General features: G+C 66.8%; 24 protein-coding genes and 1 pseudogene. 8 read left to right on the forward strand and 17 right to left on the reverse strand.

Features of this window, described 5'->3' with window-relative positions:
* Positions 1 to 11 precede the first annotated feature (11 nt).
* The 4 genes and pseudogenes from KYG_RS20185 to KYG_RS20200 form a co-directional block, all read right to left on the reverse strand.
* A pseudogene (locus KYG_RS20185) lies at positions 12 to 772 on the reverse strand (SDR family oxidoreductase).
* Between the two features lie 50 nt (positions 773 to 822).
* The gene (locus KYG_RS20190; protein ID WP_008906783.1) at positions 823 to 1,434 is read right to left on the reverse strand and encodes a DUF2889 domain-containing protein; all 612 of its coding nucleotides are present in this window, start codon (positions 1,432 to 1,434) and stop codon (positions 823 to 825) included.
* Between the two features lie 154 nt (positions 1,435 to 1,588).
* On the reverse strand, positions 1,589 to 3,022 hold the full coding sequence (locus tag KYG_RS20195) for an aldehyde dehydrogenase family protein (RefSeq protein WP_008906784.1): 1,434 nt from the start codon (positions 3,020 to 3,022) through the stop codon (positions 1,589 to 1,591).
* A 93-nt stretch (positions 3,023 to 3,115) separates the two neighbouring features.
* Complete coding sequence (locus tag KYG_RS20200; protein ID WP_008906785.1) at positions 3,116 to 3,820, reverse strand: Crp/Fnr family transcriptional regulator; 705 nt, start codon at positions 3,818 to 3,820, stop codon at positions 3,116 to 3,118.
* Between the two features lie 166 nt (positions 3,821 to 3,986).
* On the opposite strand from KYG_RS20200, the gene KYG_RS20205 reads away from it, so the two are divergent.
* Positions 3,987 to 4,523, forward strand: coding sequence for a DUF962 domain-containing protein (locus KYG_RS20205; protein WP_008906786.1), 537 nt, complete (start codon positions 3,987 to 3,989; stop codon positions 4,521 to 4,523).
* Between the two features lie 18 nt (positions 4,524 to 4,541).
* Here the strand turns inward: KYG_RS20205 and KYG_RS20210 are convergent, their stop codons facing one another.
* Genes KYG_RS20210 through KYG_RS20230 form a run of 5 tightly spaced genes read right to left on the reverse strand, consistent with a single transcriptional unit; the run spans position 4,542 to position 10,206 of the window.
* Positions 4,542 to 5,729 (reverse strand): ABC transporter permease, encoded by a 1,188-nt coding sequence (locus KYG_RS20210; RefSeq protein ID WP_008906787.1) that lies wholly within the window; start codon positions 5,727 to 5,729, stop codon positions 4,542 to 4,544.
* The gene (locus KYG_RS20215; RefSeq protein ID WP_008906788.1) at positions 5,729 to 6,901 is read right to left on the reverse strand and encodes an ABC transporter permease; all 1,173 of its coding nucleotides are present in this window, start codon (positions 6,899 to 6,901) and stop codon (positions 5,729 to 5,731) included. Before KYG_RS20215 ends, KYG_RS20210 begins: the two co-directional genes overlap by 1 nt.
* A gap of 51 nt (positions 6,902 to 6,952) precedes the next feature.
* Positions 6,953 to 7,927 carry an HlyD family secretion protein gene (locus KYG_RS20220; RefSeq protein WP_008906789.1) on the reverse strand — a complete coding sequence of 325 codons (975 nt, stop codon included), beginning with the start codon at positions 7,925 to 7,927 and terminating at the stop codon, positions 6,953 to 6,955.
* 5 nt (positions 7,928 to 7,932) lie between these two features.
* Positions 7,933 to 9,366, reverse strand: coding sequence for a TolC family protein (locus KYG_RS20225; protein WP_139019425.1), 1,434 nt, complete (start codon positions 9,364 to 9,366; stop codon positions 7,933 to 7,935).
* Between the two features lie 18 nt (positions 9,367 to 9,384).
* Positions 9,385 to 10,206, reverse strand: a complete 822-nt coding sequence (locus KYG_RS20230; RefSeq protein WP_008906791.1) for a metal-dependent hydrolase — start codon at positions 10,204 to 10,206, stop codon at positions 9,385 to 9,387.
* A 131-nt stretch (positions 10,207 to 10,337) separates the two neighbouring features.
* Between KYG_RS20230 and KYG_RS20235 the strand changes: the two genes are divergently transcribed.
* Positions 10,338 to 10,940, forward strand: coding sequence for a TetR/AcrR family transcriptional regulator (locus KYG_RS20235; protein ID WP_034695552.1), 603 nt, complete (start codon positions 10,338 to 10,340; stop codon positions 10,938 to 10,940).
* A 27-nt stretch (positions 10,941 to 10,967) separates the two neighbouring features.
* On the opposite strand, the gene KYG_RS20240 is transcribed toward KYG_RS20235, so the two are convergent.
* The 5 genes from KYG_RS20240 to KYG_RS20260 all read right to left on the reverse strand — a co-directional run bounded on the left by KYG_RS20240 (position 10,968) and on the right by KYG_RS20260 (position 15,713).
* Positions 10,968 to 13,499 carry a cation-translocating P-type ATPase gene (locus KYG_RS20240; protein WP_008906793.1) on the reverse strand — a complete coding sequence of 844 codons (2,532 nt, stop codon included), beginning with the start codon at positions 13,497 to 13,499 and terminating at the stop codon, positions 10,968 to 10,970.
* Positions 13,500 to 13,653: 154 nt separating this feature from the next.
* Positions 13,654 to 13,818, reverse strand: coding sequence for a rubredoxin (locus KYG_RS20245; protein ID WP_008906794.1), 165 nt, complete (start codon positions 13,816 to 13,818; stop codon positions 13,654 to 13,656).
* 33 nt (positions 13,819 to 13,851) lie between these two features.
* Positions 13,852 to 14,616 carry a cytochrome b/b6 domain-containing protein gene (locus KYG_RS20250; RefSeq protein ID WP_008906795.1) on the reverse strand — a complete coding sequence of 255 codons (765 nt, stop codon included), beginning with the start codon at positions 14,614 to 14,616 and terminating at the stop codon, positions 13,852 to 13,854.
* A gap of 157 nt (positions 14,617 to 14,773) precedes the next feature.
* On the reverse strand, positions 14,774 to 15,298 hold the full coding sequence (locus KYG_RS20255) for a diheme cytochrome c (RefSeq protein ID WP_008906796.1): 525 nt from the start codon (positions 15,296 to 15,298) through the stop codon (positions 14,774 to 14,776).
* A 10-nt stretch (positions 15,299 to 15,308) separates the two neighbouring features.
* Positions 15,309 to 15,713: a DUF1924 domain-containing protein gene (locus tag KYG_RS20260; RefSeq protein ID WP_008906797.1), complete on the reverse strand. Its 405-nt coding sequence runs from the start codon at positions 15,711 to 15,713 to the stop codon at positions 15,309 to 15,311.
* 113 nt (positions 15,714 to 15,826) lie between these two features.
* Between KYG_RS20260 and KYG_RS20265 the strand changes: the two genes are divergently transcribed.
* Genes KYG_RS20265 through KYG_RS20275 form a run of 3 tightly spaced genes read left to right on the forward strand, consistent with a single transcriptional unit; the run spans position 15,827 to position 18,373 of the window.
* Entirely contained in the window at positions 15,827 to 16,198 is a 372-nt protein-coding gene (locus KYG_RS20265; RefSeq protein ID WP_034695574.1) for a PepSY domain-containing protein, read from the forward strand.
* Positions 16,199 to 16,241: 43 nt separating this feature from the next.
* Positions 16,242 to 16,925 (forward strand): response regulator transcription factor, encoded by a 684-nt coding sequence (locus tag KYG_RS20270; RefSeq protein WP_008906799.1) that lies wholly within the window; start codon positions 16,242 to 16,244, stop codon positions 16,923 to 16,925.
* Positions 16,922 to 18,373: a sensor histidine kinase gene (locus tag KYG_RS20275; RefSeq protein WP_139019426.1), complete on the forward strand. Its 1,452-nt coding sequence runs from the start codon at positions 16,922 to 16,924 to the stop codon at positions 18,371 to 18,373. Before KYG_RS20270 ends, KYG_RS20275 begins: the two co-directional genes overlap by 4 nt.
* Before the next feature lie 126 nt (positions 18,374 to 18,499).
* On the opposite strand, the gene efp is transcribed toward KYG_RS20275, so the two are convergent.
* The 3 genes from efp to KYG_RS20290 form a co-directional block, all read right to left on the reverse strand.
* Positions 18,500 to 19,054 (reverse strand): elongation factor P, encoded by a 555-nt coding sequence (gene efp / locus KYG_RS20280; protein WP_008906801.1) that lies wholly within the window; start codon positions 19,052 to 19,054, stop codon positions 18,500 to 18,502.
* A 140-nt stretch (positions 19,055 to 19,194) separates the two neighbouring features.
* Complete coding sequence (gene earP / locus KYG_RS20285) at positions 19,195 to 20,349, reverse strand: elongation factor P maturation arginine rhamnosyltransferase EarP (RefSeq protein WP_008906802.1); 1,155 nt, start codon at positions 20,347 to 20,349, stop codon at positions 19,195 to 19,197.
* A complete protein-coding gene (locus KYG_RS20290; protein WP_034695578.1) occupies positions 20,346 to 21,248 on the reverse strand; it encodes a LysR family transcriptional regulator in 903 nt (300 codons plus the stop codon). Before KYG_RS20290 ends, earP begins: the two co-directional genes overlap by 4 nt.
* Before the next feature lie 260 nt (positions 21,249 to 21,508).
* Between KYG_RS20290 and KYG_RS20295 the strand changes: the two genes are divergently transcribed.
* The 3 genes from KYG_RS20295 to KYG_RS20305 are packed head-to-tail and all read left to right on the forward strand — an operon-like array spanning position 21,509 to position 24,714.
* Positions 21,509 to 22,714 (forward strand): CaiB/BaiF CoA-transferase family protein, encoded by a 1,206-nt coding sequence (locus KYG_RS20295; RefSeq protein WP_008906804.1) that lies wholly within the window; start codon positions 21,509 to 21,511, stop codon positions 22,712 to 22,714.
* Positions 22,711 to 23,694: a hydroxymethylglutaryl-CoA lyase gene (locus KYG_RS20300; RefSeq protein WP_008906805.1), complete on the forward strand. Its 984-nt coding sequence runs from the start codon at positions 22,711 to 22,713 to the stop codon at positions 23,692 to 23,694. The genes KYG_RS20295 and KYG_RS20300 overlap by 4 nt, the downstream gene beginning before the upstream one ends.
* Before the next feature lie 36 nt (positions 23,695 to 23,730).
* On the forward strand, positions 23,731 to 24,714 hold the full coding sequence (locus KYG_RS20305) for a tripartite tricarboxylate transporter substrate binding protein (RefSeq protein ID WP_008906806.1): 984 nt from the start codon (positions 23,731 to 23,733) through the stop codon (positions 24,712 to 24,714).
* Positions 24,715 to 24,733 lie beyond the last annotated feature (19 nt).

Below are 24,733 nucleotides of genomic sequence, written 5' to 3' on the forward strand. Positions count from 1 at the left end.
GCGCAGCAGCGCTACACGCAGCGCCCGCCGTCCACTTCAATGCACACGCCGCTCACAAACGCGGCCTCGTCGCTGGCCAGGTACAGCGCCGCATTGGCCACATCCAGCGCGGTGGAAAAGCGCCCCAGCGGAATGGTGGCCAGAAACTTGGCGCGGCGCGCCTCGTCCACCGGGCCACCGGCAAATTCGGCGGCCAGGCCCGTGTCGGGGTTGAACACGGGGTTGATGCAGTTGACGCGAATGTTGTCCGGGCCCAGTTCTGCCGCCATGGACTTGCTGGTGATGATGACCGCGCCCTTGGAGCCGTTGTACCAGGTCAGGCCCGGGCGGGGCCGCAGCCCTGCTGTGGAGGCGATGTTGATGATGCTGCCGCCCCCGCCTGGCGCAGCGCGGGCACGGCGTGGATGGCGCTCAGGTAGATGCTCTTCATGTTGATGGCATAGACCTTGTCGAACTCTTCCTCGGTCACCTCCAGCATGGGGCGGTTGCGGTGTGTCCAGCCTGCGTTGTTGACCACCACGTCCAGGCGGCCGTACAGGCGCACGGCTTCGTCGACCATGGCCTTCACTTCGGCGGACTTCGTCACGTCGGCCTTGAAGAACGCTGCCGTGCCGCCCGCGGCCGTGATCTCGGCCACCACGCGCTGGCCGCCCGCCTCGTTGATGTCGTTCACGATCACCTTGCCGCCCTCGGCCGCCAGGCGCTTGGTGATGCCTTCGCCAATGCCGTTGCCGGCGCCGGTGACGATGATGGACTTGTTCGAAACGCGCATGGAATGGCTCCTTGGACTGTTCAAAATTGATAGCTGCTGGCGCTTGACCATCAAGCGCTAGAGGCTGATTTGGCTGGTATTTCTGTGCCTGCGGGGGGTTCCACGGCCCGGGCGGCCTGGGGCGCACGGCCGTAGAACTGGGGGAAAAACTCTTTCACGCCCTGGCCGTTGAAGTCCCACCCCGTGCACTGGCCCAGATGGCGCGGTGGCTCGTCGGGGTGGCTGGCGGCAAACACCGCAGGCACCGACTGGAACGCCGCTGTGGCCAGGTTGAACAGCAGTTCGCGCAGGTGCGTGCAGCTTTCCACGCCGCCCAGGTGTTTCTGGATGGCCTGGCGCCAGCCGCGCGCCATGCTGCAGCCCACCATGCGCTGCAGCGCGGCTTGGGCCTCGGTGCAGCCTTTGAGCGGGTGCGAGTCCATGGCCACATCCACCGCCTGCACCACCAGCTGGCGGTTCACGGTCACGCGCAGCCACATGTGGTGGATGGCCTCACCCGCCAGGCGCGTGCGCGTCGGGTCGCGGTGCGAGGGGGCATCAAACGCCTTGCTGTCGTGCAGCTCGCCTTCGATGTCCCACAGGCCATCGTCGCGTTCAAAGCCCTGGTAGTTCACCCGGCGAACATGCTTCAGGGTGCGGGGGGCGGGGGGGCTCAGGGGCATTCGCTTCTATCGTGGTTGGTAGCGAGGGATTGAAACTGGCGCGGTCTAAGCGAGTGCCGCCGCGCAAGGGCCGCCAAGCCGCGCATGCGGCGTCTGGCTTGCGTGCGCTGGCGGCGTCCCCCTGCAGGGGGGAGACGCGAAGCGGCACAGGGGGTTACCCATATTTGATGGCGACAGTTTTGAGCGTGGTAAAGCCATACAACGCTTCAAAGCCCTTTTCGCGCCCGTAGCCGCTGGATTTGACGCCGCCAAACGGCAGCTCCACACCGCCGGCCGCGCCATAGTTGTTGATGAACACCTGCCCGCTGTGCACGCGCTTGGCCATGCGGAACTGGCGCGCGCCATCGCGCGTCCAGATACCGGCCACCAGGCCAAACTGCGTGGCGTTGGCCAGCTCCACCGCGTGGTCTTCGTCCTGGAAGGCCATGGCCGACAGCACGGGTCCGAACACTTCTTCCTGCGCAAGGCGGTGGCCTACCGGTACATCGCGCAGCAGGGTCGGGGCCTGGTAGTAGCCGGTCTCGGGCGCTTCGTCCACCACCACGCCCTGCGCCACCATGGGGATGCCAGCGACCTGCGCGTCCGAGAGGAAATCCCACACGCGCTGCTGTTGCGTCTGGCGGATCAGCGGGCCCACGTCCAGGTCCATGGCAGCGGGGCCCACGCGCAGCTTTTCAAACGCCTTGCCCAGGCGCTCCAGCAGCGGTTCATAAATCAGCGAGTCGATCAGCACGCGCGATCCTGCCGAGCATGTCTGCCCGGCGTTCTGCACGATGGCGTTGATGACCACGGGGATGGCGGCATCGAGGTCCGCATCCGCAAAGATGATCTGCGGGCTTTTTCCGCCCAGCTCCAGCGTCACGGGGCAGTGGCGCTCTGCCGCCACCTGCTGGATCAGCGTGCCGATCTTGGGGCTGCCGGTGAAGCTGATGTGGTCGATGCCGGGGTGGCGCGCCAATGCGTCGCCCACCTCGTGGCCGTAGCCGGTGACGATGTTGAGCGCACCGGCAGGAAACCCCACCTCGGCCGCCAGCTGCGCCACGCGGATCAGCGAAAGGCACGCGTCTTCCGCCGGTTTGACCACGCACACATTGCCCGCTGTCAGGGCGCCGCCCACGCTGCGGCCAAAGATCTGCATGGGGTAGTTCCAGGGGATCACATGGCCCGTCACGCCATGGGGCTCCCGCCAGGTCAGCACACTGTAGCCGTCGGGGTAGGGGATCGTCTCGCCGTGGAACTTGTCGCACGCACCGGCGTAGAACTCGAAGTAGCGCGCCAGGGCAACCGCATCGGCCCGCGCCTGCTTGGTGGGCTTGCCGCAGTCGCGCTGCTCCAGCGCCGTCAGCTCGTCCGCGTGCTCCAGGATCTTGGCCGAGAGCTTTTGCAGCAACCGGCCGCGTTCGACCGGGGCCAGCTTTTGCCACACCGCGTGGTAGCACTGGCGCGCCGCATGCACCGCCGTGTCGATGTCGTCGGCATTGCTGCGCTGGATCTCGTCGAAGGGCTGGCCGTCGGACGGGTCGATCACGGCAATCGTGCGGCCCGAAGCGGACGGCACCGAGGCGTTGGCGATGTAGTTCAGTTGCATGGCCGCCATTTTGCCCGTAAATGAAATGTGTGCTTAGTATTTATGTAAAAACTGCCTGCAGCGCTTGTGTATAAAGCGCAAACAGCTATTGATTCAATAGCATGACGCGCGCAGGGCTGCCAGGTCCAGAATCTCCACCTCGCCCCGCTGCACGCGCACCAGGTGGCGTGCTTCGAGGTCTTTGAGGATCTGGTTGGTGGTCTGGCGCGAGATGGCCAGCATCAGCGAGAGCTGCTCCTGCGATATGCCGATCACCCGGCGCGACTGGCCCTCGGCTGTCCATTGCCCGTAGCCCTCGGCCATCATCACCAGGCGGCGTGCCAGGCGCTGCGGCGCGGGCAGCAGCGCCAGCTCTTCCACCGCCACAAAGGCCGAGCGGAGCTTGTCTGTCAGCAACAACGCCAGCGCGTGCCAGTGCTCGGGGTGGGCCTGCAGCCATTGCTGCAGCCTCTCGTGCGGTACCTGCAGCAGCGTGGTGGGCTCACTGGCGTGGGCGTCGTGGGTGCGGGCCGAGTTGTCGAACACCGAGATCTCGCCAAACCAGTGCGGCGGCTCCAGCCGTATCAGCAGTGCCGCGCGGGCTTCGTCGGCCCGCCCCCCCGTGCCCGAGATGCTGACCGCGCCGCGCACCACCGCATACAGCCCGCAAGGCGCATCGCCGCGCAAAAAAAGGACCTCCCCGGTGTTCAGATGCCGCAGCTGCGCCATGGCCAGCAGGGGCTGGGCAAAGTCGGGTGGCAGATGGGCAAACCAGCGGCCGGACTGGAGGACTGGCAGGAAGGTGGCGGGGTCGGTCATGCAGGAGGAGGAAGCGTCAGAGCGCGGGTGGCGGGCGGGAAGGTGTGCGGGTGAGTGTGCGGGCAAGTGTGCAGCAGCGCGGCGTGTTTTGTCGTGTGCACGACAGACGCTGGCGCCGTGGCAGAGCGAGTATTGATGCTGCTCAAAACACCACCGGGAGACACCCATGAAAACCCTGATCGACCACCTGGCCCAGTACGCCGCCTACCACCGCGATCCGCGCAACATCCACACCCATTTTGTGGGCGTGCCCATGATCATGTTTGCCGTGGTCATCCTGCTGTCACGCCCCACTTGGCAGATGGGCGACCTGCCCATGAGCCCTGCGCTGCTGGCGGCCCTGGCGAGTTGCTTCTTTTACTTCCGGCTCGACTTCCGCTACGGCGTGACCATGGCTGCGCTGCTGTCGGCCATGCTGGTGGGCGGCCAGTGGCTGGCGGTGCAGACCGCCGCGCTGTGGCTGGCCTCGGGTATCGGGTTGTTTGTGGTGGGTTGGGTGATCCAGTTTGTGGGCCACTACTACGAGGGGCGCAAACCGGCGTTTGTGGACGACCTGGTGGGCCTGATCGTGGGGCCGCTGTTTGTGGTGGCGGAGCTCGGGTTTTTGCTGGGCCTGCGCAAAGAGGTTCAGAAGGCGATCGAGGAGCGTAGCGGCCCTGTGCGCCTGCGGACAGGGCCCCAGGCTGCTGCCCACCCCCAGTGAGTAGTGATCGCTGACTGATCAGTGCGCGACAGGTTGGGGCAAGGCTGCGCGCGCAGGGCCGGCCTTGACCAGCACGGCGGCCGTGCACACCGTACCCAGCGCCACCAGCGCACACAGGTAGGGCAGGGCCGCAGACAACGGCGCCCCCAGCTGATTGAGCCGCAGTGACGCCTGCACCCCGGACGTGCTGGGCAGCAGCCAGCGCAGCCACTGCAGCGGCTCGGGCAGCGCCTCTGCCGGCCACGAGAACCCAGCCACGAAGGCGATGGGCAGTGTGGTCCACAGCAGCACCTGCAGCGCGCGTTCGCGGTTGCCAAACCACAGGCCCAGCAGCGCCCCCAGCGCCGCGATGGCCGGGATGTAGCAGGCCAGCAGCGCCAGTGCGCCCAGCGGGTTGCCGCCACGGGGGTAGTCGTGCAGCAGAAAGATCCAGCCAAAGTAGAAGAGGCCACTGGCCCAGCCCAGCGTGCTCAGGCCCAGCAGGCGGCCCAGCCAGGTGGTGGCGTGGGCGCGGTGCTGGCCACTTTCCACCCATGTGCCGGCGAGCATGGCAGCGCCCATCAGCAGGGTCTGCTGCAGGATGAGCAGTGCCACGGCGGGCACCACAAAGCTGCCGTAGCCCTCGATGGGGTTGAACAGCGCCACCATCTGCAACTGCACTGGCGCGCGGCTGGCACGGGCCTGCTGCGCGCTCTGGCCGCTGGCCTGCAGCTGTCGGATTTCGACGCCTGCAGACACGGCGCCCACCGCTTCGGCAAAGCCGTACTGCACAGCCTTGTTGAGCAGTGCATAGGCACCGTTGGCCTCGATGCTGACCACGGCACTTTCACCGCGCACCACACTGCGCTTGAGATGCGCAGGGATCAGCACGTAGCCTTCTATCTCGCCACGCCACAGCGCCTCCTGCGCCTCGCGCTCGTTGCCCGTTAACAGGCGCACGTCAATGCGCGGGTCGGCATCGGCAAAGCGGGCGATCTGGCGCGACAGGCTGGTGCGGTCCATGTCCACCACGGCCACCTGCACGCGGGTGAGCACCTCATCGGCGTAGAACCAGGGGTAGAAAAAGCCGTAGAGCACGGGTGCACCGATGAGCAGCAGCAGAACGCCCTTGTCGCGCACCACGGCGGCCAGCGCTTGCAGCCAGGCCCGCAGAACGCCCTGGGGTGGTGGTGTCACCACCGGCATGGGTTTCATCGTGGCATTCATCAGCGGCTTCCCCAGGTGTGAGGGCTGCGGTGGGCCACGCTGAGTGCGAGGGCGCCCACCAGCCACAGCACGGCCGTGGCGATCATCAGCGCCACCATGGTCGACACGCTGGTCGCCAGCGGCGCGCCCATCTGCAGCTGCTCGATCTGCAGGCGGATGTAGTGGGTGAACGGCATGGCCTCGGCCCAGGCGCGGGCGCTGCCCGGCATGCCTGCCAGCGGAAACGCGACGCCGCTGAACGCAAACGCCGGTGCCGCAAAAAATCCCGTGCCCGACAAGGCGGTGCGCAGCGACCGTGTGATGCCCGCCAGCGCAGCGCCCGCCATCAGCGACACGGCCATCAGCAAAGCCAGCGCCGCAGCCACCCACCACAGATTGCCCGGCGGGTGCCAGCCGCGCCCCCAGGTAATTCCCACCAGCGCCAGCAGCCCCACCAGCGTGAGGGAAGCCCAAGGCAAGGCCAGCTTGCCGATCAGCGCACCAGCTATGTTCGGCAGCCCGCCCGACCCCAGCCACTCGCCCACGGTGCGGTCACGCAGCTCGCGCCCGACAGCCCAGGCACCGGCCGTCATGGCCAGGATGTGCAGCAGCGCAGGGATCAGCGCCGCCCCCAGAAACTGCTCGTAGTTGCTCGACACATTGAACAGCGCCACCATCTGTGTGTGGATGGGTTCCATGCTCACGTGCACGGCCTGGGCGCGTTCGCCGCGCCGGTTGCGCGCGGCCATTTCGATGCCGGCCGACAGCGTGCCCACCACCGCGCGCACATCGCGTTGCAACACGCCTGAATGCGTGCCCAGCTGCGCGTTGTGCAGCAGCGTGACCTGTGTGGCATGCCCCTCCTTGACCGTGCGCGCAAAGTCGCGCGGCACGGTGATGACGGCATACACCTGCACGTTGCGCAAGGCGCGTTCGGCCTCGGCGTGGTTGGCATGGTGCCGGGTGACGCGCAGGCCCGGCGTGGCGTCCAGCATGCGCACCAGCTGGCGCGACAGGCTCGACTGGTCGGCATCCACCACGCCCACGGGAAGGTGGCGAGGCAGTCCGGCCGAGAACACCCACCACATCAGCGCCACGGCGAGCAGCGGCACCCAGGTGACCATGGCCAGGTCCCACGGGCTGGCGCCCAGGCGGCGGGATTCGCGGGTGAGGCTTTTTACTATTGAATTCATAGCTTTTGGCGCTTGATGGATAAGCGCCAGAGGCCTTTTTGACTCTAATTTTTAAAGTACCAGCACCGTCATGCCGGGGCGCGCGCCTTCGATGGGCGCGGCCGGGCGCGCTCGCACTTCAAAGGTGCGGGCGTCAAAGCCATGGCCTGCGCGCGTGGCGCGCCAGGTGGCAAAGTCCGGCAGCGCGGCCGTGTGATAGACCTTGAACCTCACCGGCTTGCTGCCCAGCGCGGGCAATGTGGCGTCAAACTCGCTGCCGATGGCAAAGCGTTGCAGGCGGTCCTCGCGCACGTTCAGCACCATCCACTGGTCCTTCAGGTCCACCACCGTGACCACGGCCACGCCCTGGGGCGACAGCTCTCCCGTTCGCGCCAGCACCTTGGCCACTTCGCCGGCCACGGGGCTCTTGAGCTCGGTCTCGGCCTGGGCCGCCCGCACTTCCGCCACCACGCCCGCCACCTGGCGCGCCTGGGCGCTGGCGACGGATCGGTCTTCGGTGCGGGCACCGGCGCGGGCCAGGTCGTACTGGGCCTTGGCGGCCAGCGCCTGGTCGCGCGCGGCCTTGAAGTTGGCCTCGGCCTCGTCGCGTTTTTGCGCGGCCACCAGGCCCTCGCGGGCCAGGCCATCCACGCGTTTGAAGGACGAATCGGCCAGATCGGCGGCGGCCACGGCGCGCTGCCAGTTCAGTCGGGCCATCTCAATTTCTTGCGGGCGTGCGCCGTGCTGGGCCTTGTCGGCCACCGCCTGGGCAGCCTCTTGCGCCGCCGTGGCCTGGGCCAGCTTGGCTTGCACCTCGGGGCTGTCCATGCGGATCAGCGGGGCGCCCACGGTGATCTGGTCGCCTTCCTTCACCAGGATCTGCGCGATGCGCGCGGTGACCTTGGGGGCGATGTCGGCCTCTTGCGCTTCGATCTGGCCCTGGAACACCTCGGGCGCGGGCTGCGAGGCCTTCCACAGGCCAACGCCCACAAAGCCTGCCACGGCCACAAAGGCCACTGCGCCGACGGCTGCTGTTTTCTTGCGCATGCTCTTCACTCCACTTTCAGCGCATCAGCGCGCGCCATGTATTTGCCAAAGTCTTCCGACAGGCCGCAGCTTTCCAGCAGGTCGGCCAGTGCCTTCACGTAGTCGTGGGCGGCCTGGGCGCGTTCGGTATGCGCCTTGGCCTGGTTGACCTGGGCGTCGATCAGGTCCAGCGTGGTGCTGGTGCCCGCCTTCAGGCCGGAGGTGCGCAGGCGCAGCACTTCGTCGGCCAGATCCAGCCCCGGTTGCAGCGCAAAGTAGGCGCGGCGCGCCTGTTCCAGGGCCAGCCAGCGCTTTTCCACCAGCAGGGCAATGTTGTTCTGCGCCTGCGCGCCGGTGCGCTCGGCCTGCTCGATCTGGCGGCTGGACGATTCAGCGAGCGCGTTGCGGTCGATGGAATCGAACAGCGTCCAGCGCACGCCCACGCCAGCCACCCAGTCTGCGTCGCGGCCGGTCTTGAGCTGGCGCTGGCCGAACGCAAACACCTGCGGCTTGCGCAAGGCCTCCTGAGCGGCATGCAGTTGCGTGGCTTGCTCTTTTTTGGCGGCCACCTTGTCCAGCCCGGGGTGGCGGGCCAAGGCGGTGTCGATGAAGTGGGGCAGGGGCTCGACCGGCTGGCTCAGCACAAACAGGGGGCTGGTGGGCGTGACAGGGTCGGTCGCCTTGAGGGTGCGCGTCAGGGCCGTGGCGGCCAGCTCCGCGTCGTCGCGGGCTTTGCGGGCGTTGCGGCGGGCGTCTTCCAGGGCCGAGCGGGCCTGCAGCCGATCCACCCGGGCGATCACGCCGGCGTCCAGCATCTTCTGTGCGGCGGCGTCGTGCTGCTCGATGGTGGCAAGGGCCGATTCGCGCAGCAGGGCAGCGCGCTCGGCCAGCTGGGCGCCAAAGTAGCGCAGCACCAGCAGGGTGGTGGCCTCATGGCCGGTTTTGGCGGCGTCGGCCTGGGCTTCTTGGGCTTGGGCATCCAGCAGGCCACGGGCTGCGTTGCTGGCGCCGCCCATGTACAGGGGCCAGATGGCGGAGACCGACGCGGTGGTATCACTCTTGCTGCGGTGGAGCGTGTAGCCCGGCGGCAGGTGGGGCATCTGCGCCAGCGGGCCCGCAAGCTGCGGCGGCAGTTGCGACAGCACACCGGGCAGGGCCTGATTCAGTGGGTTCAGGTCCACATCCAGGTTGGCGTTGTAGCGGTAGGCAGCGCCGGTCAGGTTGACCACCGGGCCACCCAGGCGCTGCAGGGCGTCGCGGCGCAGCTGGGCGCCTTCGACGGCGTTGCGCGACGCAGCCAGCTGGTCGGAGCGCTGCTGCAGCTGCTGCAGCGCGGCGTCAAAAGCCATGGGCGCAGCCTGGGTCTGCACTGGCATCAGCGCCAGTGGAGCCGATGCGATCAGGCAAAGCAAAGCTTCGCCTACCCGGCCGGTGTGCCGGGGCGTTTTCTTTGAAGTCATGGTTTCAGGTTGTTGTGGTCAGCGCGCGCCCACGGGTGTGTAGGAGTCGCTGTGGTCCGCCAGCCACCGCTGTGACAGATCGGTGCCGTGCTGGCTGGGGTGAAAGTCGCGCCGCAGGTATTCGCGCCACGGGCGCCAGGTTTCGCGAACCAGGCCGCCCTTGCCAAACAGCGTGCGCGCTGCGCTTGTCAAGGTGCTCCACTTCCACAGCGTTCCGCTTTTGTGCAGGTTCAGCACCGTCTGGCGCAGCACGTCGCCCAGGAACACCACGGTGATGCGGCGAAACCATGTGATGCGCCACTCGTGGTTTCCGCCCAGGGCCTGGTAGATGTCAAAGGCAGTGTTCTTGTGCTCGGACTCTTCGGCGCAATGCCATTGCCACATTGTGGCCAGGCGCGGCTCGGCACCCAGCAGCGCCTCGGGGTGGGCCAGCAGCCATTCGGCCAGCAGGGCGGTGAAGTGTTCGTTGGCGGCCGTCACGGCCAGCGGGTGGCGCGGGTCGGCACCCGCAAACAGTTTCATGCGCTCCTGCGCACGCGGGGCCCATGCGTTGACGAGGCCCTGCCGGTCGAGGTGGCCGTTGAACAGCGCGTGGATGCGGCGGTGGGTGGCCTCTTGCCCGATGAAGCCACGCACTTCGTCTGCAAATTGCGCTTGCTTGTCGACGGGCAAGGCCTTGTGGCCGTCTCGGACCGCGTCGATGAAGAACTGCTCGCCCACCGGAAAGCTCATCGACAGCGCGTTGAACAGCGCGGTGCGAAACGCATCGCCGCCACACCATTGGCGCTCGAAAGGGGTTTCCAGGTCTATCAGCAGGCGGCGGACGACGAGTTCGGTCATGGGGCAATCTCCGGGATCGGGCTGCGGGGGAAGAACGGGTTGGTACTTGATGGTACCAGTGGTTTGTATGATGCAGGTCAAATGTGGTACTGTCAAGTACCTAATGCAAATTCACCACCCTCTGACCCGCCATGACCGAAGTCCTTTCCCCCGTAGCAGACAACGTCCACCGCGCCCGGCTGCTGGAGGGCATGGCCCGCGCGGTGGCTGCCAAGGGCTATGCCGACACCACCATTGCCGACATCGTGCGCGAAGCCAGCGTGTCACGCCGCACCTTCTACGAAAACTTTGCCGACAAGGCCGAGTGTCTGATCGCCCTGTACGAGGCCGCCAGCGGCAACGCCATCGCGGTGCTGCGCGCTGCCATTGACCCGCACAGCGACTGGCAGACCCAGGTGGAGCAGGCCATGGGCGCCTACTTCGGCGTGCTGGCCCGCAACCCCGTGCTGCTGCGCACCTTGTTCATCGAGATACTGGGACTGGGCAGCGCAGGCTTGGCAGCGCGCCGCCGCGCCAACAAACAGCTGGCCGATTTGATGCTGGATGTCGTGAACAACCGCCCCGGCGAGCGCAAGCGCAAGGCACCGCTGCAGCCCATGATGGCCATGGCGGTGGTGGGGGGCATCAACGAGATGGTGCTGCAATCCATCGAGCAGGAGCGTGCCGGGCAGCTGCATGAGCTGGTGGAGCCCGCAGCAACCTTGCTGCGGGCGGCGATTTCGGCAGAGTTCTAAGGCGTTCTGCCGCTGCTGCCGAAAGGGTCAGACAGGCGAAGGGGTGCGTGCCGGCGCGGCGGGCCGAAGCCACTGTGTGTTGGCTGCAAACACCACCACCAGCGCCAGCCCGGCCAGCACCGCCATGAGCCAGTGCAGGGGCGACAGCGGCGCAAACTTGAATGCACTGGCCAGCCATGGCACGGTGGTGATGGCCGTCAGCGCCGCCAGCGTGCCACCCATCACCCACAGGCTGACGGGTGTGAGCCCGGCCCACAAGCTGCGCAAGCGGGTCTGGCTGCTGCGGCTGGGCAGGATGAGCGCGGCGTTGGCTGCCACCAGCACCACAAACGCGGCCGTGCTGGCGGTGGCGGCCTGCGCGGGCTGGCTCAGCAGCCAGGCGTACAGGCACACCACGGCGGCCGTCACCACGCTGCCCTGCAGCACGCTCAGCAGAATGTGGCGGGCGGTCAGCAAGGGCTCGTCAGCCCCGCGTGGCGGTTGCTGCATGAGGTCGGCAGCACCTTCTTCGGCCTCGAACACGATGGAGCAGGCCGGGTCGATGACCAGCTCCAGAAACGCGATGTGCAGCGGTGCCAGCACCAGCGGCAGCCCGAACAGCACCGGCAGCAGCGCCAGCCCAATGATGGGTACATGCACCGCCAGCGTGTAGACCATGGCCTGGCGCAGGTTGGCAAAGGTCTGCCGTCCCCGGTGAATCGCCAGCACGATGGCTGCAAAGTCGTCGTGCAGCAGCACCAGGGCAGCGGCCTCGCGCGCCACGTCGGTGCCGCGCTGGCCCATGGCGATGCCGATGTGTGCCGCCTTGAGGGCAGGGGCGTCGTTCACGCCGTCACCGGTCATGGCCACCACCTCGCCCTGGGCCTTGAGGGCTTCCACCAGCGCCAGCTTCTGGTGTGGCTTGATGCGTGCAAACACGCTGACCTGCCGGGCTTTGCTGGTGAGCATGTCGGGGGACATCGAGGCCATTTCATCGCCGGTCACGACCTGGTCGTGGGCGATTCCCGCCTGGGCTGCAATGGCGCGCGCGGTGCGGGGGTGGTCACCGGTGATCATCACCACGCGAATGCCCGCCTGGCGGCACTGTGCAATGGCCTCTGGCACCTCGGGGCGCAGCGGGTCGGCGAGGGCCACCAGGCCCAGCCATTCAAAGTCAAAGTCGTGCTGGGCGTCGGGCCAGGTGTCTTGCGTATGGTGCCGGGCCTTGGCCACGCCCAGCACCCGCAGACCCCGGTCGGCCAGGCGCGCGGCCTGGGCGCTGACGGCAGCGCGCTCGGCGTCGGGCAGGTGGCACAGGTCGGCCACGGCTTCGGGCGCGCCCTTGGTGGCTACTGTGTCGTGTGCCGAGGTGCCATCGCGCCACAGGTGGCTCATGGCTAGCAGCTGGGGCGACAGCTCATATTCGCGCGCCAGCGACCAGGCGGGGTGCAGGTGTTCGGTGTCCACCAGGTGGTCCGCCGCCATGCGATGAAAGGCCTGCTCCATGGGGTCGTGGGGCTCGATCTCGCTGGCCAGCACGGCGTATTCGAGCAGCTCGTGGAAGGCGTCGGGCAGCGCGCTGCCATCCGCTGCGGCGGGCAGGTTCTGCACATCCAGCTCATGCCCTGCAATGCAGAGCGCCGCCACCGCCATGCGGTTTTGCGTGAGGGTGCCGGTCTTGTCCACACACAACACGGTGGTCTGGCCCAGCGTCTCGATGGCGTTGAGCCGCCGCGTCAGCACCTGCTGCGCCGCCAGCCGCCGCGCGGCCAGGGCCAGGAAGATGATCATGATCACGGGCAACTCTTGCGGTAGCACCCCCATGGCCAGCGTGATGCCTGCCAGCACGGCCTGCAGCCAGTCGCCCCGCAGCGCCCAGAACAGGGCCACCAGCAGCGCACACAGCGTAAGGCCGATGGCCACCAGCTTGCGCGTGAGCCGCGCCATTTCTTCGCGCAGCGGCGAGGCCTGCAGGGCAATGGTGTCCAGCGACTGGCCGATGCGGCCCAGCTCGGTATGCCGCCCCACGGCCGTCACCTCCAGCAGGCCCTGGCCGCTGACCACCAGCGTGCCTGCAAATACCTTGTCGGCAATCTGCTTGGCCACAGGCTCGGATTCACCCGTCAGCATCGACTCGTTGGTGGCCAGCTCGTGCGCCTGCAGCAGCGTGCCGTCGGCCGGGATGCGGTCGCCCTCGGCAATCATCAAGAGGTCTTCGCGCACCACGTCGCGGCCCGCTATGCGCACCATCGTGCCGCCTCGCACTGCCAGCGCGCGGGGGCTGGAGAGGTCGCGCAGCACATTCAGCGCGTTGTCGGTGCGGCGCTCCTGCAGCACCGTGATCGCCATGATGATGACCACAAAGCCCAGCAGGATCATTGCCTCGTGCGCGTCGCCCATGGCGAGGTAGATGGCGCCTGCACCCAGCAGCAGCAGGAACATGGGCTCGGTGACCACGTCCCAGGCCATGTCGCGCAGCGTGCGGCGCTGGCTGAGGCCCAGTTCGTTGGGGCCTTCTTCGCGCAGGCGCTGGGCGGCAAGGGCCGAGTCAAGGCCGGTGGGGGAGTCGGTAGTGGGCATGTAGGGCGTGAGGCTGCGTTGCACAGGGGATGCAATGGTGAAAGAGCCTGTTGAAGAGCCCCTGCGAGATCGTCATCAGGCCTTGACGGTTACACCGCGCGCCGATGTCTGCAACCCTGACGCAGCGCAGTGCGCTGCACCCAGCGTCCCTGCCTCACACCTCGCACATCACAAAGTCGGCCTTGCCGACATTGCACTCGGGGCAGCGCCAGTCGTCGGGCACGTCGGCCCACAAGGTTCCTGGGGCAATGCCGTCCTCCGGCAGGCCCGCAGCCTCGTCGTAGATCCAGCCGCAGACCACACACATGTAGATTTTCATGGCTTGATTTCGAAAGTGGTTTGTGGCTGGTGTTCAGTCGTCATCGTGGTCTCGGCTGCGTTCGATCGCTGTTCCGGCGTCCATCAACCCGTTTGGCGATTGCTGCCATTCCCAGGCACCAAACGCCAGCACCGCCAGCAGCAGCGCTGCCGCCAGCCAGGTGCGGTTTTTCTGCACCAGGTTCGGCCCGGGGCCTTCCACGCGCCCGGTCAGCATGGGCAGCGCCTGGTTCTTGCGCCGCAGCACGCTCATGCCAGCAATCAATGCGAGGTGGGCCAGCACGACAAACAGCATGGCTTCTCCGAAGAACTCGTGCACTTCTTCGATCCAGTCGCCACCCAACACGTCACCCCAGTCGTTGTAGGTGGCATAGCCGCTCAAGGTGATGGGAACGACCAGGACCAGCAGCAGCACCACCGCCAGCGCCATCAGCAGGTTTTGGCCCTGGCGCCAGTTCAGCTGGCTCACCTGGCTGATGGAGCGCGCTTGGAACAGGGTGCGCAGCCAAGCGGGCGCCCCGGCCAGCTTGCGCCACAGCAGGCCCAGGCCCGAGGTGCGCGGCCCGAAGACGCCGTACAGCACGCGAAAGCCCAGCAGGCCCGCCATGGTGTAGCCCAGCGTGACGTGCACCAGCCGCCAGTGCTCGCCATCGGCGGTGGCGTAGGCCCCCACAAAGCAGAGCGCAAACAGCCAGTGGAACATGCGCGTGGGCGCATCGGTGACCCGGCGACTGGGCGTTTTGGCAGCCGCTGGCTGCGCTGTGGCGCTGACCGGGTCGAAGGAGGGGGTGGTTTGCATGGTGTTTTCCTTGATCGGATACAGGTCAGATTCAATGCAGATCGAGAGCGGCGAACAGGGCTCAGCGAAGCGGTTCTGGCTAGGCGCTGTGTCGCAGGCAGTACGGTCAGTACGACAAGACACAGCAACGACGCCAGAAGAGTTCTGTTCACCGCTCTCAGTCGTTCCAGGCGCGGCGTGAGCGGGCATCCAGTCCTGCCGGCATGCGCAGGTCGTGTTCATCAAACTGCCCCTGGTCTGCGCCCGTGTGGCAGGCCGCGCAGTTCGCGGCGCTTTTTACGCTGGCGAGCTTCCAGGTGGTGGGCTCGATCTTTCGGTGCTTGCGTTCAAACCAGGCCGAGCGGGTAATGCGGTCCTCTGGCGGCTCTTCGTTCACGCGCTTGTAGGTGCCAGCGTGGGCTTGCAGCCACTGGTTGAGCTGGCGTACGGTGGCCGCGTCCAGCGATGCGTCGGTGCCATAGTGCTTGTCGAGGCCCGTCATCACGCGGTTCCACGACGCTGCGGGCAGCAGGCCGGGCGGGTAGGCGGTGTGGCAAGCGGCGCATTCCTGCGTGTAGGCACTGGGCACGTTGCGGGGCATGGTGCGCCCGCTGTCTGCATGGGCGCTGGAGAGTGACAGCAGGGTCAGTGCGCACACAGTAGCGGCCAGGGCCGCGGGGCGCAGGGGGGCAGGTTGTTTCATGGTCTGGGTCTCAGGGCTTGAGGGCATTGAGGTAGGCCAGCACATCGGCTTTTTCCACCGCGGTGCATTCACGGCTCAACACGTCGTTGCAGTTGCGGCGGAACCACTTGTCCACCTTGGCGGTATCGGTAAAGGCCTTGGGGTTGAAGGCCGGGGCCAGCGGCGCTATCGACTTGCCGGTGCTGGCGTGTTTGCCCTGGGCCGTGGGCGGTGTGCCGTGGCAGGATGCGCAAGACCATTCGCCGCCATGGCGCGTGGTGAAAAACACCTTGCCCTTGTCGACGTTGCCCGGGCTGCCTGCCTGCGTGCTCCAGTGGGCGAGCTGCTGGGCGGCTGTGGTGTCTGCAGCGTGGCTGATGCCGGTGGCTGCCAGTGTGCAGAACGCCGCCAGAGTCAGTGTGCGAAGGGAAGTCATGCCTTGGTCCTTGTGGGTTTCGTTTTGTGTGGCGATTGTTGAAATCCCTGCCTGAACGGCGCGTGAAAGGGCTGTTCATCGGCCGTTCAGATTTCGCGCAGGACAATGCGCCCATGCTTTTCTCCTTCCACGCTGCTTTTGCGGACCGCCAGGTTCGGCGCATGTACCTGGTGGGGTGTGTGCTGTGCGCTGCCGCGATGGCCGTGGCACCCGCTGGGGCGGCCAGCGGCAGAGACGACCATGACCGCGCCCGGCAGGCGGTGCAGGCGGGCCAGGTGCTGCCGCTGCCCACGGTGCTGGAGCGCCTGCAGCGTGAGGTGCCCGGGCAGGTGCTGGAAGTGGAGCTGGAGCAGGAGCGCGATCGCTGGATTTACGAGATCAAGCTCTTGACGCCTGCCGGGCAGTTGACCAAGGTCAAGCTCGATGCGCGCACGGCCGAGGTGCTGCGTGTAAAGCCGCGTGAATCGCGCGAAGATCGACGGTGACGCCGGACCGACCTCTGACACATCTGCCACCCTCCACCGATCCATGCGCATCCTGCTGGTAGAAGATGACTCGCTGCTGCGCGCCCAGCTGCGCACAGCGCTGCAAGGCGCGGGCTACACCGTGGACGAGGCCGATAACGGCCGCGATGCGCAGTTTCTGGGTGAGACCGAGGCGATGGACGCCGTCGTGCTGGACCTGGGTCTGCCAGTGGTCGACGGGCTCACGGTGCTCAAGCGTTGGCGGGCCGGGGCGCGCAACATGCCGGTGCTGATCCTCACCGCGCGCGACAACTGGCACGAAAAAGTCGCGGGCATCGACGCCGGTGCCGATGACTATCTGACCAAGCCCTTTCACCTTGAAGAATTGCTGGCGCGCGTCCGCGCATTGATCCGCCGCGCCAGCGGACAGGCGTCGGCCGTGCTGCAGTGCGGAGACTGGTCGCTGGACACCCGCAGCGGCCGCGTGACCTGCGCGGGCCAGCCGGTGACACTGACGGCCCATGAGTACAAGGTGCTCGACTACCTCATGCACCGGCCGGGCGTTCTGGTGTCGCGCGCCGAGCTGACCGAACACATCTACGCGCAGGACTTTGACCGGGACTCCAACACCATCGAAGTGTTTGTGGGGCGCTTGCGCAAGAAGCTGTCGGCCCCTTCGTCGTCCTCGGCGGCTTCGGCCCGCATCGAAACCGTGCGCGGCATGGGTTACCGCCTGGTGCCTCCATGAACCGGCAAGGCATGCCGGCTGCCGCAGCCATGCATTGGTCCCGGTCGCTGCGGGTGCGGCTGCTGGCTGTCACGCTGGCGGGGGTGGCCGTAGCCATGGTGCTGGCTGGTCTGGTGCTGAGCGGATTGTTCCGCGAGCATGTGCAGCAGCAGTTTCAGGCGGCGCTGCAGCTGCAGCTGGACCAGATCACGGCGCGGCTCGAGTTTGATGCCCAGGGGCAGCCGGCAATTGCTGCCGAGGCGCTGTCGGACCCGCGCTGGCTCAAGCCGTATTCGGGCCTGTATTGGCAGGTGGACGCCATGGCGCCCGACGGGCGGGAGCGGGCAGGGGTGTTGCGCTCGCGCTCGTTGTGGGACACCAGCCTGGCGCTGCAGGTGGATGCGTTGGCCGATGGCGCCGTGCATGTGCATGAGATGGCAGGCCCGCAGGGCGCGCCGTTGCTGGTGCTGGAGCGCACGGTGCGCGCCGAGGGCGTGCATGCAGCGCGCTGGCGGCTGATTGTGGCCGCCGACCTGCATGCCACGCAGGCGGCCACGGCCCGGTTCACGGGCGTGCTGGCGCTGTCGCTGGCGGTGCTGCTGGTGCTGCTGGCCATGGCCGCCTGGGCGCAGGTGGCGGTAGGGCTCAGGCCCCTGCAGGCGCTGCAACGCGCGGTGCAGGATGTGCAAGAGGCCCGGGCGCCGCAATTGCAAGGCAGCTTCCCTGCCGAAGTGCTGCCGCTGGCTGATGACTTCAACGCCGTGCTGCGCCGCCATGGCGAGGTGGTGGAACGCGCGCGCACCCAGGCCGGCAACCTGGCGCATGCGCTCAAGACGCCCCTCACGGTGCTGGAAAACGCGGCCCGTGCGCAACCGCCCACCGACGGCCAGGAGCTGGCGGCGCTGGTGCGCGAGCAGGTGGTGGTGGCGCGCAAGCACATCGACTGGCACCTGGCACGGTCGCGGGTGGCCGCGTCTGCACACCTGCCCGGGCAGCGCACCGCGCTGCAGCCGGTGGTGGACGGGCTCGTGCGTGTGATGAGCAAGGTGCATTCGGACCGGGCGCTGGATATCAGCGTCGAGTCGCCCCCGGTGCCTCTTTTCTTTGCGGGCGAGGCGCAGGACCTGCAGGAAATGCTGGGCAATCTGCTGGACAACGCCTGCAAGTGGGCCCGGTCTGTGGTGCGGGTGCAGGCGCAGCTGTTGCCTACCGGATTGGATGCCGCGCAGCGCCTGTTGCTTGTCAGCGTGGAGGACGATGGCCCCGGCATTGGTTCCGCCCAACGTGCACAGGCGCTGCAGCGCGGGGTGCGTCTGGACGAAACCGTGCCCGGCACGGGGCTGGGCCTGGCCATCGTGCAGGACCTGGCAGCGCTGTATGGGGGGCGGCTCGATCTGGAGCCTGCGGGCCTCGGGGGCTTGCGTGCGCTGCTCACGTTGCCGGCGGTGACGGCCGCCGCGCAGCACTGAGGGGCCTCGCGTCGATGCCCTGCCGGTTGGCAGCGCCCGCCGGCCCGGCCCATGAAAAAAGGCTTCCCGGGGGAAGCCTTGTTTTCGGATGTTCTGCCGTGACGGCGAACACAGGGCGAAAAGCCCTCACACGCGCTTGCGGTATTCGCCGGTGCGGGTGTCGATTTCGATCTTGTCGCCTTGGCTCACGAACAGGGGCACGGGCACTTCAAAGCCGGTGGCGATCTTGGCAGGCTTCATGACCTTGCCGGAGGTGTCGCCCTTGACGGCGGGTTCCGTCCAGGTGATTTCGCGCTCGACGCTGGTGGGCAGTTCGACCGAGATGGCCTTGCCGTCGTAGAACACCACTTCCACCGTCATACCGTCTTCCAGGTAGTTCAGCGAGTCGCCCATGTTTTCGGCTTCCACTTCGTACTGGTTGTACTCGGTGTCCATGCACACGTACATGGGGTCGGCGAAGTAGGAGTAGGTGCACTCCTTCTTGTCCAGGATCACGTTGTCGATCTTGTCGTCGGCCTTGAACACAACTTCGGTGCCGAAGTTGCCGATCAGGCTCTTGAGCTTCATGCGCACGGTGGCCGCACCGCGGCCGCCGCGGGCGTATTCGGTCTTCAGGACCACCATGGGGTCCTTGCCGTGCATGATGACGTTGCCGGCGCGGATTTCTTGAGCGATTTTCATAGCAAGTTGCTTGGGTTGGGGCCGCTCAACGCGCGGGCTGGCAAACCGCCTGGTTTGCGCGCCGGTGCATGTTCTGCGGCGAAACTGCGCAGGGCGGGGGCATTGACATGCCGCGCCTTATTTGCGCAAAGCCGCGGATTTTACCGTTTTTCGGCGACAAAGCCCAAAAGTTGTGCAACGAGGTTGTCCTGCATCAGCAGGCGTGCCCGGGCGGCCTGGGTGCATTCCGCCCACTCGGCCAGGGTGTTGTCGTCCGGCCATTGCAGCGGTGCGGTGTCCAGCCCGTTCCAGGTGGCGTGAAACAGCCGCAGCGACGCAGGCGCCTGCAGCCAGTCCAGAAATGCCCAGAGTTTGTCGTGGTGGGCGTTGTCGTGCTGCGGATAGATGTGCCAGACAAACGCCTGGCCCGCCCACAGGGCCCGCACCAGCGAGTCCTCGCCCCGAACGGCGTTGAAGTCACAGGCCCAGAGCATCTCGTCAAACGCAGGCTGGGGGCGGTGGGGTAGATATGAAATTGATAGCTGCTCGCGCTTGTCAGATAAGCGCTGGAGACCCTTTTGACCGATATTTTGATCACAGCCCTCAGCCAATGCAGCCCGCACGGCGGCCGTGGGGCGGCCCGGTGTCACCAGCAACTGCGTGGGCCGTGTCTGGCTGTGCTGCAGCAGCTGCGGCAAGGCGGCGGGTTCGTAGCAGAACAGCGAAACCCAGCGCTGCTCGGCGCAAGCATCGCCCAGCCCGAAGGCGGCGGCGTGCTGTGCACGCCAGGCGCTGCGGTCAAACGCCTCGCGCCGTGCCATCAGGTCAGGCTCGCGCAGCAAGCCGCCGGTGGCGGGCGTGAAGCCGGGGTAGAAGAACCAGCGCGTCCACCCTGCGGCGGGGCCGGACAGGATGGGCGACGGCAGCCTGTGGTTGCGCTCCACGTAAGCTTCTGCCGACAGGTATTCCAGGTTGATCCAGATAGGTTTGGAGTATTTTTTGCCTCTAGCGTTTGATGGATAAGCGCTATAAGCTATGAATTCAGGAGCAATGTCGCAGCCGAATGCCTCCACCATCACATCGGGGGCGGGTTCATCAGGGCTCGGTGGTGGCGAACCCCAGGCGCGCAACTCCACGCCGGGGCAGCCTTTGGGCGCCATCCACTGCAGGGCCGAAGCGTCGTCCACCCACAGGCGTACGCTGTGGCCCAGCGCGGCCAGTTGCGCCACGAGGCGCCAGCACACGCCGATGTCGCCAAAGTTGTCGATCACGCGGCAGAACACATCCCACTGGAGCGGGGGCAGGGGGCGGCTCATGGTAATGGCCCCGTTGGCTGCGCGCGCAGGTGCTCCACCAGCAGCCGGGCAACGCTGGAGAGCGATTCTTCAGACCGCACACACAGCGCCAGCCGCCGCTGCGCCCAGGGCTCGTTCAGCGTGACGGTGCGGATGGCCAGCGTGCCCCGGTACAGCGCGGCGCTGCCACGGGGCATCACGCCCACACCCAGGCCCGCGTTGACCATGAGGCACAGCGCGTCGTAGCTCGTCACCTGCATGCGCAGGCGCAGTGGCAGGCCCGCCTCGGCGGCCGCGCGGGTCAGCTGGTTGTTGATGGCGCTGCCCGGGTGAGCGCCCACAAAGTCAAAAGGCAGGGCGTCTGCCAGGCGCACGGACTTGCGCCGCACCAACGCGTGGCCGGTGGGCACCACCAGCACCAGTTCGTCGGTGCGGTAGGGCAGCAGCGTCACGCGTTCGCCGTAGCTGCCTTCGTTGAGGATGCCCACGTCGGCGGCGTTCTCGGCCACGGACTGGGCAATCGCGCTGCTGATCTGCTCCTGCAGCCGCACATCCACCTGCGGGTGTTGCTCTAAAAAGCTCTGCAACTCGGCGGGTAAAAACTGCGTGATGGCCGAAATATTGGCCACCACACGCACATGGCCGCGCACGCCCGTGCCGTAGTCGCGCATCTGCGTGGCGATGCCGTCCAGATCGTTCAGCACACCGCGCGCCAGGTTCAGCAGCGCAAACGCGGCGGCGGTGGGCTCGGTGCCTTTGTTGCTGCGGGTGAACAAGGCCACCTGCAGCGCGTCTTCCAAGTCGGCCAGGCGGCGGCTCACGGCCGATGCGGCCAGGTGCTCGCGGGCTGCGGCAGCGGCGATGGTGTTTTCTTCCATCACGGCAACGAACAGGCGCAGGGAGACGGGGTCGAGTTTCATCAGGGCGTGATGGTAAGCCGTTTGCCAAATGCCATGCCGGTTTGCGATGGCGGCTTCTTGCATCAGCGTTTTGCAGTCGTGTGGACTGTGCGCATCATTCGCGCCAACAAGCCAGGGGTTCATGGTTCTTTGGAATCACCCCAACACCGTTCGGGCTGAGCTTGTCGAAGCCCTGCGCTGCGCTTCGACAAGCTCAGCGTGATCGGGTTGGGATGCATGGGACTGCTTGGTGATCGACCCCGCAGGAGACACATATTTCCATGGATTCCATCGCTTCCCCCGCCGCACTGCAAGGCGTGCGTGTCATCGAAATGGGCCAGCTCATCGCCGGGCCGTTCTGCGGCAAGACGCTGGGCGAGTTTGGCGCCGACGTGATCAAGATCGAAGCGCCTGAGACCGGCGACCCGCTGCGCAACTGGCGCCTGATCAAGGAAGGCACCTCCGTCTGGTGGCAGGTGCAGTCGCGCAACAAGCGCTCGGTGGCGCTGGACCTGCGCCAGAAGGAAGGCCAGGACATCGCTCGCCAGCTGATTGCAGAAGCCGATGTGCTGGTCGAGAACTTCCGCCCCGGCACGCTGGAAGGCTGGGGCATGTCGCCCGAAGAACTGCACGCGATCAACCCCGGCCTCGTGATGCTGCGCATCTCAGGCTACGGCCAGACGGGCCCGTACCGCGACCTGCCGGGCTTTGGCGCCATCGGTGAGGCCATGGGCGGCCTGCGCCACCTGACGGGTGAGCCCGGCCGCGTGCCGGTGCGCGTCGGTGTCTCGATTGGTGACACGCTGGCCGCGCTGCACGGCACCATCGGCGTGCTCACTGCGCTGTACCACCGCAAGGTCAACGGCGGCAAAGGCCAGGTGATCGACGTTGCGCTGCACGAGGCGGTGTTCAACGTGATGGAAAGCCTGATCCCCGAATACAGCGCCTTTGGCGCTGTGCGCGAGGCCGCGGGCAGCGCGCTGCCCGGCATTGCGCCAAGCAACGCCTACCCCTGCACCGACGGCTGGGTGCTGGTGGCGGGCAATGGCGACAGCATCTTCAAGCGGCTGGTGGACGCCATTGGCAGGCCCGACCTGGGCGCCGCGCCGGACCTGGCCAACAACACCGGCCGCGTGGCCCGCGTGGAAGAGATCGACGCTGCGATTGGCGCCTGGAGCGCGCAGCGCACTGTGCAGCAGGTGCTGGATGCATTGGGCGCCGCCCGCGTGCCGGCGGGCAAGGTTTACACCGCCAAGGACATCGCCGAAGACCCGCACTACCGCGCCCGCGACATGCTGCTGACGCAGCAGACACGCGACGGCTACAGCGTGGAAGTGCCCGGCATCGTGCCCAAGCTCTCGGGCACGCCCGGAACCATCCGCAGCAGTGCGCCACACTTGGGCGATGACACCGATGCGGTGCTGGCCGAGGCGGGTTTGACGGCCGAGCAGATTGCGTTGCTGCGCAGCAAAGGGGCGATTCAATGAGCACGTCCCATTCGGTGTGGCAAGGCGCGAACCGCCGCATCCACATGCAGGAGGTCGGCCTGCGCGACGGCCTGCAGATGGAAAAATCCTTTGTGCCCACGGCCGACAAGATTGCGCTGTGCAATGCGCTGTCGGCAGCGGGCCTGGCCAAGATCGAGGTGACTTCGTTCACATCGCCCACCGCCATTCCCGCGCTGAAAGACGCCGAGGTCGTCATGCGCGAGATCACGCGAAGCCCGGGCACCGTCTACACCGCGCTGGTGCCCAATCTGCGCGGCGCCGAGCGCGCCATCGAGTCGCGCACGAATGAGCTGAACCTCGTCATGTCGGTCAGTGCCACGCACAACCTGGCCAACCTGCGCATGATGCAGGAGCAGTCGTTCGCGTCGCTGGCGCAGGTGGTGGCCCTGGCGCAGGGCGCCAACGTGGCGGTGAATGTGTCGCTGTCGTGTGTGTTCGGCTGCCCCATGGAGGGCGATGTGCCCCAGTCCGACGTGTTCGGCTGGGTGCAGCGTTTTGTGGATTTGGGTGTGCCCGGCATCACGCTGTGCGACACCACCGGCATGGCCTACCCCACGCAGGTGCACAAGCTCACGGCGGCGGCGCGCGCGCTCTGGCCGGCGGTGGAGTTCACCTTGCATTTCCACAACACGCGCGGCATGGGGCTGGCCAATGTGTTGGCCGCCATCGACGCGGGTGCGGACCGGTTCGATGCATCGCTGGGCGGCCTGGGCGGCTGCCCTTATGCGCCGGGCGCCAGTGGCAATGTGTGCAGCGAAGAGATCGTGCATGCGCTGGCGCTGATGGGCTACGAAACGGGCGTGGACCTGGGGCAACTAGTGGTCGTGGCGCAGCAGCTGCCGGCACTCATCGGCCACGACATTCCGAGCCAGATCGCCAAGGCAGGCCCGCGCCTGGCGCTGCACCCGGTGCCTGCCGATTTCGAGGCGATCCGTGAGAGGGCGCTCGCGCGTTCCTGAATTTCTATTTTTGGCAACCACAAGGAGACATAAAACATGAACCTCAATCGCAAACGATTTACGACCATTGCCCTTGGGGCCCTGGCATCCGCGCTGAGTTTCGGAGCGTGGGCGCAAGGCGGTGGGTACCCGGCCAAAACCCTGGTCATGGTGGTACCGACTGCCGCTGGCGGCACCACCGATCTCTCGGCCCGCATGCTGGCCCAGGCGCTGTCGCCTGTGCTGGGACAGTCGGTCGTGGTGGACAACAAGGGCGGGGGCAACGGCAACATTGCCGCCAGCATCGTCAAGCGCGCCGAGCCCGATGGCTACACGATCTTCATGCAGTACTCGGGCTACCACGTCATTTCGCCCCACCTCACCAAAGCGCCGCAGTGGGAGCAAAAGGACTTCCAGCCCGTGGCCAATGTGATCTCGGCGCCGCAGATCATCGTGGTGCGGGCTGATCTGCCCGTGAAGACGCTGCCCGAGCTGATCGCCTACGCCAAGGCCAACCCCGGCAAACTCAACTACGCCTCGTCGGGCAACGGCTCGCTGCAGCACGTGACCGGCGCCATGCTGGAACAACAAGGCGCCATCAAGATGGTGCACGTGCCCTACAAAGGCACCGGCCCTGCGCTGCAAGACCTGCTGGGCGGCCAGGTGGACCTGACGTTTGGCACCGCGCCGCCGTTCATGCCCCACATTGCCAGCGGCAAGCTGCGCGTGCTGGCCGTGACCGGCAAAGAGCGCCTGCCCAGCCTGCCCGACGTGCCCACCACGGCCGAGGCGGGTTACCCCAAGGTCGATGCGACGTCGTGGTTTGCGTTGTTTGTGCCCGCTGCGGTGCCCAAGCCGGTGGTGGACAAGCTCACGGCCGACATCCGCACCGTAGTGCAAAGCGCCGCCTTCAAGCAAAAGGCGCTGGAGCAGGGCGCCACGGCCGACTACCAGACTCCGGCGCAGTTGGGCGACAAGGTCAAGGCCGACCTGGCCAACTGGGCGCAGGTGGTGAAAAGCTCGAAGATCGAAGCAGAATAGTGGTAAAAATGGCCGCTAG

This window comes from Acidovorax sp. NO-1 (assembly GCF_000238595.1).
Lineage (GTDB): Bacteria > Pseudomonadota > Gammaproteobacteria > Burkholderiales > Burkholderiaceae_C > Acidovorax.